The 13,805-nt window shown below is 36.1% G+C and carries 18 protein-coding genes; 16 read left to right on the forward strand and 2 right to left on the reverse strand.

Translation table 11 applies throughout. The features are described 5' to 3' along the window. Positions 1-14: 14 nt before the first annotated feature. From BLQ66_RS03960 to lpdD, 3 genes are read left to right on the forward strand one after another with little or no spacing between them, the layout of a single operon-like run. Positions 15-746 (forward strand): DUF554 domain-containing protein, encoded by a 732-nt coding sequence (locus BLQ66_RS03960; protein WP_074521013.1) that lies wholly within the window; start codon positions 15-17, stop codon positions 744-746. Between the two features lies 1 nt (position 747). Then, positions 748-1,308: a UbiX family flavin prenyltransferase gene (locus BLQ66_RS03965; protein ID WP_074521014.1), complete on the forward strand. Its 561-nt coding sequence runs from the start codon at positions 748-750 to the stop codon at positions 1,306-1,308. A gap of 29 nt (positions 1,309-1,337) precedes the next feature. Continuing rightward, positions 1,338-1,694, forward strand: coding sequence for a prenylated flavin chaperone LpdD (lpdD, locus tag BLQ66_RS03970; RefSeq protein WP_074521015.1), 357 nt, complete (start codon positions 1,338-1,340; stop codon positions 1,692-1,694). A gap of 64 nt (positions 1,695-1,758) precedes the next feature. Here the strand turns inward: lpdD and BLQ66_RS03975 are convergent, their stop codons facing one another. Continuing rightward, complete coding sequence (locus tag BLQ66_RS03975; protein WP_074521016.1) at positions 1,759-2,682, reverse strand: LysR family transcriptional regulator; 924 nt, start codon at positions 2,680-2,682, stop codon at positions 1,759-1,761. Between the two features lie 170 nt (positions 2,683-2,852). Between BLQ66_RS03975 and BLQ66_RS03980 the strand changes: the two genes are divergently transcribed. Both BLQ66_RS03980 and BLQ66_RS03985 read left to right on the forward strand, forming a co-directional pair. Then, positions 2,853-3,467, forward strand: a complete 615-nt coding sequence (locus BLQ66_RS03980) for a DUF6088 family protein (RefSeq protein WP_074521017.1) — start codon at positions 2,853-2,855, stop codon at positions 3,465-3,467. A gap of 48 nt (positions 3,468-3,515) precedes the next feature. Continuing rightward, positions 3,516-3,989: a GNAT family N-acetyltransferase gene (locus tag BLQ66_RS03985; protein ID WP_074521018.1), complete on the forward strand. Its 474-nt coding sequence runs from the start codon at positions 3,516-3,518 to the stop codon at positions 3,987-3,989. Positions 3,990-4,139: 150 nt separating this feature from the next. On the opposite strand, the gene BLQ66_RS03990 is transcribed toward BLQ66_RS03985, so the two are convergent. Beyond that, on the reverse strand, positions 4,140-5,027 hold the full coding sequence (locus tag BLQ66_RS03990) for a LysR family transcriptional regulator (RefSeq protein ID WP_074521019.1): 888 nt from the start codon (positions 5,025-5,027) through the stop codon (positions 4,140-4,142). 149 nt (positions 5,028-5,176) lie between these two features. Here BLQ66_RS03990 and BLQ66_RS03995 point away from each other — a divergent pair, with 149 nt between their 5' ends. From BLQ66_RS03995 to BLQ66_RS04045, 11 genes are all read left to right on the forward strand, one after another. Further along, entirely contained in the window at positions 5,177-5,698 is a 522-nt protein-coding gene (locus tag BLQ66_RS03995; RefSeq protein ID WP_180364690.1) for a flavodoxin, read from the forward strand. Positions 5,699-5,729: 31 nt separating this feature from the next. Then, on the forward strand, positions 5,730-6,314 hold the full coding sequence (locus BLQ66_RS12300) for a DapH/DapD/GlmU-related protein (protein WP_074521021.1): 585 nt from the start codon (positions 5,730-5,732) through the stop codon (positions 6,312-6,314). A gap of 4 nt (positions 6,315-6,318) precedes the next feature. Further along, entirely contained in the window at positions 6,319-6,687 is a 369-nt protein-coding gene (locus BLQ66_RS04005) for a nuclear transport factor 2 family protein (RefSeq protein ID WP_074521022.1), read from the forward strand. A gap of 13 nt (positions 6,688-6,700) precedes the next feature. Beyond that, positions 6,701-7,540: an aldo/keto reductase gene (locus BLQ66_RS04010; RefSeq protein ID WP_074521023.1), complete on the forward strand. Its 840-nt coding sequence runs from the start codon at positions 6,701-6,703 to the stop codon at positions 7,538-7,540. Positions 7,541-7,808: 268 nt separating this feature from the next. Then, complete coding sequence (locus BLQ66_RS04015; protein WP_083330253.1) at positions 7,809-8,264, forward strand: MerR family transcriptional regulator; 456 nt, start codon at positions 7,809-7,811, stop codon at positions 8,262-8,264. A 46-nt stretch (positions 8,265-8,310) separates the two neighbouring features. Continuing rightward, entirely contained in the window at positions 8,311-10,059 is a 1,749-nt protein-coding gene (locus BLQ66_RS04020) for a 1-deoxy-D-xylulose-5-phosphate synthase (protein ID WP_074521024.1), read from the forward strand. Between the two features lie 53 nt (positions 10,060-10,112). Continuing rightward, positions 10,113-10,442, forward strand: a complete 330-nt coding sequence (locus BLQ66_RS04025) for a putative quinol monooxygenase (protein ID WP_074521025.1) — start codon at positions 10,113-10,115, stop codon at positions 10,440-10,442. A 7-nt stretch (positions 10,443-10,449) separates the two neighbouring features. After that, positions 10,450-11,259, forward strand: coding sequence for a carboxymuconolactone decarboxylase family protein (locus BLQ66_RS04030; RefSeq protein ID WP_074521026.1), 810 nt, complete (start codon positions 10,450-10,452; stop codon positions 11,257-11,259). 119 nt (positions 11,260-11,378) lie between these two features. Then, a complete protein-coding gene (locus tag BLQ66_RS04035) occupies positions 11,379-12,038 on the forward strand; it encodes a metal-dependent hydrolase (protein ID WP_074521027.1) in 660 nt (219 codons plus the stop codon). A gap of 52 nt (positions 12,039-12,090) precedes the next feature. Then, positions 12,091-13,206: a 2'-5' RNA ligase family protein gene (locus BLQ66_RS04040; RefSeq protein WP_074521028.1), complete on the forward strand. Its 1,116-nt coding sequence runs from the start codon at positions 12,091-12,093 to the stop codon at positions 13,204-13,206. A 380-nt stretch (positions 13,207-13,586) separates the two neighbouring features. Continuing rightward, a partial coding sequence (locus tag BLQ66_RS04045; protein WP_180364691.1) for a helix-turn-helix domain-containing protein occupies positions 13,587-13,805 on the forward strand: 219 nt, incomplete at its 3' end.

Below are 13,805 nucleotides of genomic sequence, written 5' to 3' on the forward strand. Positions count from 1 at the left end.
AAGGAGAAATTAAAATGCCAATCGGTGTTATTATAAATGCACTATCAGTAGTAATTGGTGGCGCTATCGGAGCAGTTGCTGGTCACAAACTAACAACAGATTTTAAAGAAAAGATAAACATGATTTTTGGTGCTTGTTCTATGGGTATGGGAATTAGCACAATCGTATTGATGAAAAACATGCCCGCAGTAATATTTTCAGTAATCCTAGGAACAGCCTTCGGCCTTGCAATACATTTTGGCGACAAGATAAATGTTGTGGCAAAGCAGATGCAGAAGTTTATCAGTAAGTTCATTAAGGTGAAGAACACAAGCATTTCCCAGGACGAATTAATTGCAACACTAGTTACTTGTATCGTGCTTTTCTGTGCCTCAGGAACAGGAATTTATGGCTCTATCGTTTCAGGTATGACAGGAGACCACAGTATTCTTATTGCAAAGTCCATCCTTGATTTATTTACAGCTCTAATCTTTGCTTGTTCCCTAGGCCCAGTTGTAAGTATTGTTGCCATTCCACAGTTCGTGATTTTCATGTGTTTATTCCTACTTGCAGGAGTAATTTATCCTATGACAAATGCAACAATGATCGCAGATTTCAAGGCTTGCGGCGGCTTCATCATGCTAGCAACAGGCTTTAGAATGATTAAGGTAAAAATGTTCCCAGTGGCCGACATGATTCCATCAATGATAATTGTTATGCCACTTTCAGCTTTTTGGGTAAGTGTAATACTACCTTTGGTATCCTAATATGAAGAAAAGATTGATTATAGGTGTGAGTGGGGCTTCAGGGGCTCCTCTTGCTAAAAGACTTTTAGAAGAATTGAAAAATGTAGACACAATCGAAACTCACCTAGTTATAAGCTATGGTGGGGAAGAAACTATAAAAGAAGAATGCGCTATGTCAGTGGAGGATTTTAAGGCCTTGGCTGACGTAGTCTATGATAACAAAAATATAGGCGCTGCCATAGCTAGCGGTACCTTTGAAACCCTAGGCATGATAATTTGTCCCTGCAGCATGAAAACTGTGGCAGGGGTTGCCAACGGATTTTCAGAAAATCTCCTACTTCGCGCCGCCGATGTGTGCGTGAAGGAGCAGAGAAAGCTAGTAATGGTGGTGCGAGAAAGCCCATTTTCAAAAATACACCTAGACAACATGGCCTATCTAGCTAGCTTGCCGGGGGTCTTTATACAGCCGCCGGTGATTAGCTACTATCATTATCCCAAGAGTTTAGAGGATATGGAGAGGCAGATTGTTGGGAAAATGTTAGACCGATTTGGAATTAATGGCGGCCTTACAAGATGGAGTTGATTGGCATTTGATGAATTTCGAGGTGAATTATGGTTAGGATAATTGAGAAGGAAGCCTCTTGTTTAGGTGATAAAATATATTTAAAAGCGGTGCTTACAAGTGAAGGCATTACAGTTAGTCTCGCCGGTGGGCATAAGGCCCACATTGGGGCGGTGGCTGTTTGTGATCCTGCAGGTTTGGTGTCTTTACATGCCTTTCCAGGACATAAGGAAGGGGTGCTTGCAGAAAGCTTTGCTAAAAAGATTTTTGAAAATACACGCTATCCTGTAGTTGTTAGCGCCGGAATTCATTACGATAATATAAGCCCTAAGGGTATAGAAAAGGTGCTTGCTGCCTGCAATTCTCTACTTAGTAAATTTTTAGGAGAGCTAGATATAATCTCATAAAAATCTACTGACATAGCTAGCTTAAGTAAATTAAAAACAAAATCAACTTAAGCTTATCTTAAGCTTATCTTAAGCTTTGCTTTTCCTGCATGAATTCTAAGAAGAGCTTTGCAGAATCTGATAGTGGCTTATCGTTTCTATAACACAGATTTATCTGAGAACTGATAGTTGGTGTGATAGGAATTTGAGTTAGCGGTCTAGATGCATTTTCCTTAAAAATAGGTATGTCTAGGTGCTTATCCATTAGCAGGGCAACGCAAGACTGATTCTTTACCATGTCAAGAATGGAGTCGATTCTGTGGCTGGTGAAAATTACATCCGGTATAAATCCAGCGTTTTGACAAGCGCTAGTTGAGAGGTTATACATAAAAGTTTCCTCCTTAATAAAGCAAAAATGCTCATCCTTTAGCTGTTGAAGAGTTATTGACTTTTCCTTAGCTAGGGGGTGAGTTTTTTTAACTACAGCCACAAGTTTATCCTTCATGTAAGGAATGTGGGTAAGAAATCTTTGGCTTAGATAGCTATTTTTAAGGCTAGTCTTGTCCTCTCTATTAAAAATCAGTTCGCATTTCTCGTTTTCAAGATAATGTAATAAATTTATAGGATCATCCTCAATAATTTTGATGGTAGTCTCTGGGTAGAGCTTCTGAAATTCGCTTAGAAGCTGGGTGATATTGTACTGTGGAATTGAGGGAATGGTGCCTATGGTTAGCAGTCCATTTTCAATATTCTCTAGGTGCTTAAGGGCTGTGATGCCCTCTAGTTCTGTGCGCACCATGGCAGCGGCGTAGGGTAAAAATGTTTCGCCGTAGCTAGTAAGCTCCACATGACGGGTAGAGCGGGAAAAAAGCTCCACGCCAAGCTCCCCTTCAAGAGTCTTTATATGTTTAGATAGAGTTGACTGGTTCATAAATAAACGCTCCGATGCCTCCCAGAAGTTCTTGGTTTCGGCAAGAGTGACGAATTCTTTAAGGTAAGTTGTATTCATAAAATTTCCTCCATTGATTATTTTATTTTATCATAAATTTTTGGAATAGAGGGTAGGACATTATGGAAATTTTTCTTAATACTTTAGAGCTTTACTTGTTCTATAAAAAACTATTTAGTTTTAGTTTCGTCAGATAGATGATATAATTTATCTGACGAAAGGAGGTTATTATGAGAGATATTTGTCAGCCTAAAATTGAAGATAGAATTCGTAAATTTAATGATGGTCATGTATTTACAGCTGCTGATTTTTTGGATTTTGCAAGTGTTGATGCTGCGAATAAGGCATTATCTAGACTAAATGAACTTGGAACAATTAGAAGACTCATTAAAGGTGTTTATGAAAAAGCTGATCCATACGTGGACATTGACGACATTGCACCACCTGATCCGGTTGAAGTGGCTAAAGCCTTAGCTAGGAAATTTAGTTGGAGAATTGGCCTTTCCGATTCGAAGGCAGCAAGGTATGTTGGCGTTGGTGTAAAATATACAAACCATTGGACATTTATAAGTGATGGCCCCAATCGTAAATACGAAGTTGCACATTATGTGCTACAATTCAAACATCGATCTAATAAGGTTTTTGAAGGCAAAAGTTTTGAAACTATAAGTTTGTATGAGGCTCTTAAATTTATTGGAGAGGAAAATATAGACGAGAAAGTTCAGAATAGAATTAGCTATACATTTAATTACGGAAAATTAGATGTTATTAAATGGCAGATTTTAAATGAAGTCGATAATTTAGATGATTGGGTATCTACGAAAATAAAAGAAATTCTGATATAAAAAGTCAGATATTAATTTTTTTAGAAAGTTGGTGAACTAAAAATTAGAGTGGAATTACAGCAAATTAGGGAAATAGACATAAAAAAGGCATTAGAAATTTATAATTCTAATGCACATTTTCTAAAGAATCATCTTGGAAATAGTATGGTTACAGAGGAATTTCTTAGAAAGGAATTAAAAGAAATGACGGAGCATGGTTTTACTAGTAATTTTGTGATGCTAGACGAGGAACCGGTTGCGATTATTGATTATATGCAAAGAAAAGATGGCTACGTTTATCTATCAATGTTGATGCTTGAGGCGAGCAAACAGTCTAGTGGATTGGGGCGAAGAATTTACTCCTTTTTTGAAAATCTAGTAGCTAAAGCTGGTGGCAAAACTATTAGAATAGATGTTGTGGATGATTATGAAGGAAATGTTCTGCCTTTTTGGGAAAAAATGGGATTTGTAAAAATAAGACACGATAGATTGACTTGGGGCGAGAAGGAATCTGGTGTTTGCGTGATGGAAAAAGGTGTGTAATTTTGTTTTCGTCAGATAGATGATATAAATTATCTGACGAAAGGAAAATGATATATATATTTGCAAATCACAAAGAAAAGTAGAATGTATTTAATCCGAATTGTGGTGGACGTTCTTGGACTGCATCTAGAATAGTTTGGGAGGGTATTTTTACAGAGGAAAAGCGATGGCATCGTTGTAGAGTTTCTGTAAAATTCTAATAAAAGAACTTAGACTTTCACGTTTGTCTGCTTTATGTGTGCAGAGTACACATGAAAAAGTTTCCCTACAGTCATAAGGAATCCATTCAAACTGTCCACTGTGGTCGTTAAGAAAGCCGGGAGCAAGGCATATACCTTTACCTGAGGCGATGTTAGTAAGCGTTGTGTCATGATCTGGACTGTTAAAATAGTTAATTTTTCCTGATGAAATAAGCTTTTGCTGAACGGAGCGAAGTAGCGCCGGAGAGCCGCCACCTACCATAAGTGTACGACCATAAATGTCTTCATCTCTAATAAGATTTTTAGATGCAAGAGGATCATTTTTATCACAAATTAAATAAATATGACTTTCAAACAGCTTGTGGGTGTTGCTTCCTGCAAGCTGTTTTGTCTGTTCTTCCAAGGCAAATACAATATCTGATTCATTTTTTAGAAAGCTATCCATGCTATTAGTGTATTGGAATCTTGGAGTGATTTGAGTGCCAGGTGATTGTTTTTCAAATTCCTTGATTGCTTCAGGAAGAAAATAAAGAGCTTGTCTAACCATCATATTAATTGTAATATTTTCTTTATATTTTGTACTGAAGTTTTGCCCTTGTTCAATGGCACGCTTCAGCTCTTCACGCATATTTGTAAGGAAAGATACAAATTGTTCTCCGGCAGGAGTAAGAGTCGCACCTTTCCCATTTCTTACAAATATTTCAAAACCAACTTCCTCTTCGAGTAATTTTATTTGATATGAAAATGTAGGCTGGCTTACAAACATATTCTCAGCCCCTCTTGAAAAGCTTTCTGTATGAGCTAATTCTATACAATAATCTATCTGTTTTGTAGTCATAATTCACCTCTGATATTTAAAAATTAAATCAACTATCTAATGTTTCTATTGGATATTATAAGTTAAGCGTGAGATAATGTAAACAACAAAAGACAAGACTTATTAAAATAGGTAGATATTTATAGAAAATGTAAATGGAGGAAATACAGATGGCAAAAACATTAATAGCATTCTTTTCAAGAGCTGATGAGAATTATTTTGGCGGCGCAATGAGATATGTAAAGGTTGGCAATACAGAAATTGTTGTTAATCAGATGAAGGAATTAATTGATGCTGATACTTTTAAGATTGAAATGGCAAATCCTTATTCGCCTGTGTATATGACTTGCATTGATGAAGCTAAAAAGGATTTAAGAGATGATGCTAGGCCAGAGCTTACAAATTATCTAGACAGCATTGATGAGTATGACACCATAGTGCTTGCTTATCCAAATTACTGGGGAACATTCCCAATGGCAGTAGCAACATTTTTAGAGAGATATGATTTTGATGGAAAGACAATTCTACCTCTTTGTACTAACGAAGGAAGCGGCATGGGTTCTAGTGAGCGTGATGTTAAAAAACATGCTAAGGGTGCTGATGTAGTAAAAGGCCTTGCAATTACTGGAAGCCAGTCAGGAAGTGCAGGGGCAGCAGTTAAAAAATGGTTCGCAGCTAATGGATTAATTTAAAGAAAAAACTAAAGTTAAAAGGAGAAAAATTGTGGATTATAAAAAAGGATATGTTTTTGAATTGATGGCTCAGGGTGGTCCAACGGATAATAGAGAACCTTATTTCAAGGATGCAGTTGATGAAATGTTGAGAGCCAGAACTCTTTGTGCCAAGGCAAATGCTAAGATGCCAGATGATCCAACTTATGTAAATGATTTGGAAGAATTGTTTGGAAGAAAGCTAGATGATGTAAGAATTCTTACACCATTTACCTGTGACTTTGGAAATACGGTTAAATTTGGAAAGGGTGTATTTATTAACCATTCAGCTATTCTTTCAGCATCCGGTGGAATAGAATTTGAGGATGGTGTAATGGCTGCACCAGGTCTAAAAATTGCAACAATTAATCATGACATGAATGAACGTCATACAAAGTATACATATGGAAAAGTTACTATAAAGAAAAATGCCTGGATAGGTATGAATGTGACTATATGTCCGGGAGTAACAATTGGAGAATATGCAGTCGTTGGAGCAGGTGCTGTTGTAACTAAAGATGTTCCGGCTTATGCAGTTGTAGGTGGTGTACCGGCTAAGGTTATTAAGATGTTAGATCCAGCAGAGCAGAAGGAATAATGTTATGGGTGAAGAAGCAAAAATTTCAGAGCTATATAAAGACTACTGGGATTACATGATAGAGAAAAACATAGAAGGTCTCAGAAGTCTTATGTCCGCAGACTACAGTCTTTATCATATGACAGGAGTAAGGCAGTCAGCTGATGATTTTCTTAAGGGATTATATAATGGTACTTTCAATTATTATTCAGCCGAGCATGATGACATTGTAGTAAGTGTACATGGTGATGAGGCAAGCTTGACAGGTAAAAGTAGAGTTGTTGCAGCAGTTTATGGCGGAGGCAAGGGAAGTTGGAGATTGCAGGGCGACTTTACTCTTAGAAAAGAAAATGGAAACTGGAAGTTTACAAGTTCCAGAGCATCAACATATTAAGGAGGATTTTATAATGGAAAATATCGTATTAAACAACAAATTAGAGTGCCCAGTAGTGGGAATTGGAACATTTATGTTATCGCCTGCAGACGCAGAAAACAGTGTACGAGAAGCGCTTAAAATGGGCTATAGACTTGTAGATACAGCGAATGCTTATGTTAACGAGCGTGCTGTAGGTCGAGGAATCAAGGAAAGTGGTGTGGATAGAAAGGATGTATTTTTATCTACAAAGCTTTGGCCATCAGAATATGAGAATGAAAATGCAGTTGATGAGACATTAGAGCGTCTTGGCGTGGATTACGTGGACCTTCTTTACATTCATCAGCCTGCTGGTAATTGGCTCGCAGGATATAGACAACTTGAAAAAGCTTATAAAGAAGGAAAGGCTAAGGCTATTGGAATCTCCAATTTTGAAGGAAAGTATATTGAAGAGCTTGAAACTAAGTGGGAAATCGTTCCTCAGTTTATTCAGGTAGAAGCACATCCATATTTTACTCAGGCAGAGCTTCGTAAGACTTTGGATAAATACGACATTAAGCTTATGAGCTGGTATCCACTTGGACATGGTGATAAGTCTCTTATTAATGAGCCTTTATTTACTGAGCTTGGCAAGAAATATGGTAAGTCATCAGCACAGATTATTCTTCGTTGGCATACACAGATGGGATTTGTTGTTATTCCAGGAAGTAAAAATGTGGATCACATCAAGGATAATCTAGACATTCTCGATTTTACACTTACAGATGAAGAAATGGCAGAAATTGCAAAGCTTGATAAGAATGAGAGATATTATTATAGAACTGACGCACAGCTTGTACAATTTGCAGGATGGAAACCGGATTTTGAAAAATAAGATAGTAAGAATTAAAAAAAACTCTAGCATATCTGTGTAATAAAAGGCAGTATTGGCTTATGTTACATTTTGAAAAATGCTAAGAGTATTATGAAGAATTTACTATATGATGGTATGCCTTTTTTGAATGAATATTAAAGAAGGACGACACAAAAATTTACTTTGTGTCGTCTTTTTTTTAAGAAAAATATAAATTATGTTTGACTTAAAGTTAACTTTAAGTGTTATGATACTTTTATCAGCTGATAAATATAAGGAGGAGCGAAATATGTCTTATACAATCTCAGAAGTAGCCAAGATGATGGGAATTAAGCCTTCAGCCCTTAGATATTATGACAAAGAAGACTTATTGCCAGATGTTAAGCGAGTTAATGGTATACGTATCTTTGAAGACAAAGATTTTGGTTGGCTTAGGGTGCTTAGTTGCCTTAAGAATACGGGTATGCCAATTAGTAAAATCAAGAAATATGTTCAACTAGCTCAATTAGGTGATGAGTCTTTAGAAGAACGCTACGAATTGATTAAGGAGCAAAGAGAAAATGTGCAAAAGCAAATTGATCAATTAAATTATTATATGCAGGAATTAGATTATAAGGACTGGTATTATCAAACCGCAATAAAATACGGCTCCGAAGAGGTTGTTAAAAGTAAGATACATTATGCTTCAATGGAACCGGATAAAATTCCTAAGTTGGATGATGAGTTAGAAGTTACAAAACACTAAAATTTTGTAAAGTAGATATTTATATTTGCTTTAAGAAAGGAATTAAATGTACGAATTATTAAAGAAAATAGATGGTCCTTGTGACGTTAAGAAACTTTCACAGGATGAATTAAAATTATTAGCCAATGAAATGCGTGAAGCACTTTTTAATAGACTTACTAAGATAGGAGGTCACTTTGGCCCAAACTTTGGTATGGTAGAAGCAACAATTGCAATGCATTATGTTTTTAATTCTCCAAAGGATAAGTTTGTATTTGATGTTTCCCATCAGAGTTATCCTCATAAGATGCTAACAGGACGTAGAAATGGATATATTGATGATGAACATTTTTTTGAAGATTCAGGATATACTAATCCAGATGAAAGTGAACATGACTTTTTTAATGTAGGTCATACATCAACTTCAATAGCTCTTGCCCTAGGTTTAGCAAAAGCTCGTGATTTAAAGCATGATAATGAAAATGTAATCGCAATTATTGGTGATGGTTCTCTTTCAGGTGGAGAAGCTATGGAAGCTCTTAATGTTGCTGGAGAAATTGATTCTAATTTTATTATTGTCGTTAACGATAATGAGATGGCTATCGCAGAAACTCATGGTGGAATTTACGAAAATCTTAAAGAACTTCGTATTTCAAATGGAAAGTCTAGCAATAACATTTTTAAAGCTTATGGACTTGATTACATTTATGAAGAAGATGGAAATGACATCTCAAAGATGATTGAGGTCTTTAAAAAGGTTAAGGATTGCAAGCATCCTATTGTAGTACATATTCATACTCAAAAAGGTAAGGGATATGAACTTGCTGAAAGAAATAAGGAAAACTGGCATTGGACTATGCCTTTTGATAGAGAGACGGGAAAGCCTACATTTGACTTTGGAGATGTTAAATCTTATACAGAAATGACAGTTGATTTTATTATGGATAAAGCTAAGAAAGACAAGGATTTCTTTGTTATAACACCTGCCATGCCTGGAGCAATTGGTTTATCTAGAGAGCAAAGATTAGAACTTAAAGATCAATACCTAGATGTTGGAATTGCTGAAGAAGCAGCTGTTGCAATTGCATCTGGCGCTGCAAAAAATGGAGCAAAGCCATTATTATTTACAAATATGACATTCATTCAAAGATCATATGATCAGATTTCACAGGATTTATGTATTAATAATAACCCTGTAACAATGGTAATGAATTTTTCTTCATTTGACGGACTAACAGATGTGACTCATTTAGGAATTTTTGGACTTTCTGTATTTACTAATATTCCAAATCTTGTGGTACTTGCACCAACATCGGCAGAGGAATATGTAAATATGCTAGAATGGTCAACAAACCAGAGACAACATCCTGTAATGATTCTTATTCCAGGTAATGAAGTTAGTCATCGAAGTGCAGATGTAGATTTTTCAGATATTAATAAGTTTAAAATGGAACAAAAGGGCGAAAAGACTGCAATTATTGCCCTTGGAGATTTCTATCAACGTGGTGAAGAATTAGCAAAGGAAATTAATGCAAAGTTTGGTTACACACCAACACTTATAAATCCTCGCTTTGCTTCCGGACTTGATGAGGCGATGTTAGAAGAACTTAAAAAGAACCATTCACTTGTTATTACAATAGAAGATGGTATTGTAGAAGGCGGCTTTGGCCAAAAGATAGCATCATATTATGGAACTAGTGATATGAAGGTTAAGAATTACGGATTAAAAAAGGAATTCTATGATCGTTATAATCCAGAGGAACTTCTAAAAGAATTAGAGATGACAACTAGTCAGATTATAGATAGCTTAAGATAGTTAGCACACAAGTATGTCAATATTTCGTTACTTTTAGAATAAGGAGGTAGAGTATGAGTTTTACAGTAAATTTAAGGTACAAGGGAGAAAATGGAGCAGCCACTGCATTTGCAAAGGAAATGATCAGTTCTGGTACAGTTGAGGCTATTAGAAACGAGGCGGGCAACTTAAGATATGAATATTACACATCTTTTGATGATCCGGAAACTGTGCTTTTAATAGATAGTTGGGAGAGCCAGGAGGCTATTGATATTCATCATGCTTCACCAATGATGGCAACTATCGCCTCCCTTCGTGAAAAATACGATCTTCATATGAGCGTGGAGCGTTTTGTTTCAGATGAAGAAATTTCAGAAAAAGATAAAGCATTTATAAGAAAGTAGGTAAAATATGGAAGAGAAAATAGTTCAGACAGCGGGTAGACAACAATTAGGAGAAATTGCTCCGGAATTTGCACATTTTAATGATGATGTATTATTTGGCGAGAACTGGAACAATCATGACATCGATTTAAAGACTAGGACAGTAATTACAGTGGTTGCCCTAATGGCTCAAGGAATTACAGATAGCAGCTTAAAGTACCATCTTGAAAATGCAAAGAATCATGGCGTTACACGAAAGGAAATGGCAGCTATAGTAACTCACGTAGCTTTTTATGCCGGCTGGCCAAAGGCTTGGGCAGTGTTTAATTTGGCTAAGGAAGTTTATGGTGAGGCTGTAGAGAGTTTGGCAAAGGAAGTTAAAGGCGTGACAGAAGAGAATTTGGTGCAAACTAAAGAGTCTTATGAAAAAACTATATTCTTCCCAGTTGGAGAGCCTAATCCTTATGGAAAATTCTTTGATGGACAGAGCTTCTTAGCTCAAGTTTCAGATAAGCAGGTTCCTTTATTTAATGTTACATTTGAGCCTGGCTGCAGAAATCATTGGCACATTCATCATGCCAAAAGCGCAGGAGGTCAGATGTTAGTTTGCGTTGGTGGTAAGGGCTTTTACCAGGAATGGGGCAAAGAGCCAGTGTTAATGACACCTGGAACTGTGGTAAATATTCCTGCCGAAGTGAAGCATTGGCATGGTGCCGTAGATAATTCTTGGTTCTCACACTTAGCAATTGAAGTTGAAGGCGAGGATACAAGCAATGAGTGGTTAGAGGCAGTTTCAGAAGAGGATTATAAAAAGATTAATGAAGCTTACAACAAATAATTTGTAATTAATGTGTGGAAAGGTCAGGGCTAGTGCCCTGACCTTTCTAAAGACATAGTTTTACATATTGTTGGAGTATTATAATATTTACTAGAAATTTTCAGAACAGGAGAATCCATATGCAAACTAACACTCACCTTGCAGTTGGTGCTTGCCTAGGGCTTACATTAACTTTAGCGGCACCGAGAGAAATCACGGTTCTTGGGCTTTGTGCCACTAGTATTGGCGCCATAATTCCGGATATCGATATTGATGGAACAGGTAAGAAGGAAACAAAATATATAATTATGGGAATCTCGGCTGCACTGGCCCTTGTGCCAGTGCTTGCCGGGCTTGTTTGCATGCCGGGAATTTTTGAGCTTTTAAAACGAACATCTCTTATGAGTCTGACAACTAGCGCAGCAGCTAAGGGTACCATAAGTTTGGACTTTATAGCGTTTCTAATTCGCACAATTCTAGGGTTTACATTGTTTATCGGTCTTTGCGCATTTTCAAATAAAACAGATCACAGGACTTTCAGTCATTCGTTTATGGGAACGGCTTTGTTTACATTTTCAATAGCACTAATAAATCCGCTGGCAGCAGGCTTCTTCCTGCTTGGATATCTTTCCCACATAGGTCTAGACTTGCTAAATTACAGGCCAGTAATGCTTATGTACCCGAAGAAAAGGGGCTTTAGCTTTAGGTTTTGTTATTCGAAGAGTAGATTTAGTTTGAATTTGTTAATTTTTAGCGTGATTATTCTAATTATTGAGAGTATAATGAAGGCGTGCTTATAAGCATTACATATTGAAAAAAAGAGACATGCACAAAGGAAAGAGGAAGAAAAATATGGAGAATATTTTTAATGACAGCAACGTAAATATTGATGAATACAGGCCTGACAGCCCTGGAGTCATTATGGCTAAAAGGATAACAAAGCTAAAAAAATATAATTCGATATTAATGATTTTTTTAATAGTTTTTATAATTCTTTCATATTTACTTGTGAAGACTGGTAATTTAATGCTAGTTATAATCGCTTTTGCGGCTTTTATTTTAGCAAGCTCATGTTTATTTATTTACGCAACAAAATTACAAAAAGAACTAGAAAAATTGCCGGAAGAAGAGAAGTTTAACCTCAATTATTATAATTTATATAAAAATGTAAAAAAGCCAGGTTTGGTCAAAAATAATGTTTTGATGGCCCTTGCTGTTAATGGTGCCTTGCTTAAAAATAGGGAGATTACAAGACAGGCCCTTGAGCTTATGAGTGCTAATTATCAGCCGGAGATTTTATATAAGTTAAAAAATTGGCTTTCATCTGATTCTTGCGAGATTTCTGAGGCGGAGTTGCGTCGCTATAAGTCGCCTCATCCAATTGCTAGGATTGCAATTTTAATTTATGCCTTGTCAGGATTATTATATCTATATGCATTTATAGATGATTACATTCCAATTGGGGCTTATAAAGCATTTGCCCTTTATGAAAGCATTTTCTATAGCATTATGATAGCTGCTTGTTGTGTTATCGTTAGCAATGTTATATATAATATAATTAATAGAAATAAGATTTATGTAAATAGTCCTATAAAAGATAATTCTAAAAGAATTGTTCTCTTGGTTTTAGGAGCTCTGATTTCCATTGTTACAGTGGGGCAGCTTATGCCTCGCGTGATTTATCTAGCCCCTTTTATTAATGAGTATCTTTTTAATTTACAAAAAAGTATTTATGAGGCTTTCATGTGTTTAGCAGATGTTAAGATAAGTAATTATTATAAGCCATATTCATGGCTTCCACATATTACAATTGGAAAGACCTTAACAAAAGAGCAGATGTTAAAGGCAGTTGAAGTCATGCAGGACTTTAAAAGCCTAAATGCAAGAATTGTGAAAATCGGACTTGCAAAGGTCAACCCTCATGAGGATGTGAGGGAGATTTTATTTCTCAATCCAGCTATGAACTAGGTGAAATTGTATAAAGGGAAGTACATGGCTCTGAATATACGATATTTTAGGCGATTTTTCAGAGATTTTAGTGACTTTCAAAAAATAAGGATCAGCAAATCTCTGAAAAATCGGGTTTATTCTTATTTTTTCAGAGAAAATTGAATAAAGAAATTTTTAACATGCCGTGAGCAAGAAATCCCCAATCTCTAAACGAAGTGTAGGTGATGGGATGAATTGCGAATAACACGGCATTTTTTGTTACATATAATTACCATAAGAACATTTGTTTGACTACTTTGTAATTTGATTGTATAATATAAGTATAAATCTATCGTATTACTCAGACGGTGTTACTGTAGATATTATTAAACAATACATTCAAGCACAAGGAAAGAAAGATGGCAAATAAGGCAATTAAGTACAGAGTATATCCTACAACTGAACAAGAAGTTATGTTTGCTAAGACCTTCGGCTGTTGTCGTAAGGTCTGGAATCTTATGCTTTCTGATAAGATTGACGGCTACAAAGCTACGGGCAAATTCCCCACTGTGACACCTGCCAAATATAAAAACGATTACCATTATCTTAGGGAAGTAGACAGTCTAGCTCTTGCCAAT

Origin of the sequence: Lachnospira pectinoschiza, assembly GCF_900103815.1 — a bacterium.
GTDB lineage: Bacteria > Bacillota > Clostridia > Lachnospirales > Lachnospiraceae > Lachnospira > Lachnospira pectinoschiza_B.

What these genes read in the sequence shown, in the direction of transcription:
- BLQ66_RS04015 (WP_083330253.1), top strand. Translation starts at nt 7,809, where the DNA reads ATGTCTTATACAATCTCAGAAGTAGCCAAGATGATGGGAATTAAGCCT.
- BLQ66_RS03960 (WP_074521013.1), top strand. Translation starts at nt 15, where the DNA reads ATGCCAATCGGTGTTATTATAAATGCACTATCAGTAGTAATTGGTGGC.
- BLQ66_RS03990 (WP_074521019.1), bottom strand. Translation starts at nt 5,027, where the DNA reads ATGACTACAAAACAGATAGATTATTGTATAGAATTAGCTCATACAGAA.
- BLQ66_RS04005 (WP_074521022.1), top strand. Translation starts at nt 6,319, where the DNA reads ATGGGTGAAGAAGCAAAAATTTCAGAGCTATATAAAGACTACTGGGAT.
- BLQ66_RS04020 (WP_074521024.1), top strand. Translation starts at nt 8,311, where the DNA reads ATGTACGAATTATTAAAGAAAATAGATGGTCCTTGTGACGTTAAGAAA.
- BLQ66_RS04025 (WP_074521025.1), top strand. Translation starts at nt 10,113, where the DNA reads ATGAGTTTTACAGTAAATTTAAGGTACAAGGGAGAAAATGGAGCAGCC.
- BLQ66_RS03975 (WP_074521016.1), bottom strand. Translation starts at nt 2,682, where the DNA reads ATGAATACAACTTACCTTAAAGAATTCGTCACTCTTGCCGAAACCAAG.
- BLQ66_RS03965 (WP_074521014.1), top strand. Translation starts at nt 748, where the DNA reads ATGAAGAAAAGATTGATTATAGGTGTGAGTGGGGCTTCAGGGGCTCCT.
- BLQ66_RS04035 (WP_074521027.1), top strand. Translation starts at nt 11,379, where the DNA reads ATGCAAACTAACACTCACCTTGCAGTTGGTGCTTGCCTAGGGCTTACA.
- BLQ66_RS04040 (WP_074521028.1), top strand. Translation starts at nt 12,091, where the DNA reads ATGGAGAATATTTTTAATGACAGCAACGTAAATATTGATGAATACAGG.
- BLQ66_RS03980 (WP_074521017.1), top strand. Translation starts at nt 2,853, where the DNA reads ATGAGAGATATTTGTCAGCCTAAAATTGAAGATAGAATTCGTAAATTT.
- BLQ66_RS04010 (WP_074521023.1), top strand. Translation starts at nt 6,701, where the DNA reads ATGGAAAATATCGTATTAAACAACAAATTAGAGTGCCCAGTAGTGGGA.
- lpdD (WP_074521015.1), top strand. Translation starts at nt 1,338, where the DNA reads ATGGTTAGGATAATTGAGAAGGAAGCCTCTTGTTTAGGTGATAAAATA.
- BLQ66_RS03995 (WP_180364690.1), top strand. Translation starts at nt 5,177, where the DNA reads ATGGCAAAAACATTAATAGCATTCTTTTCAAGAGCTGATGAGAATTAT.
- BLQ66_RS04030 (WP_074521026.1), top strand. Translation starts at nt 10,450, where the DNA reads ATGGAAGAGAAAATAGTTCAGACAGCGGGTAGACAACAATTAGGAGAA.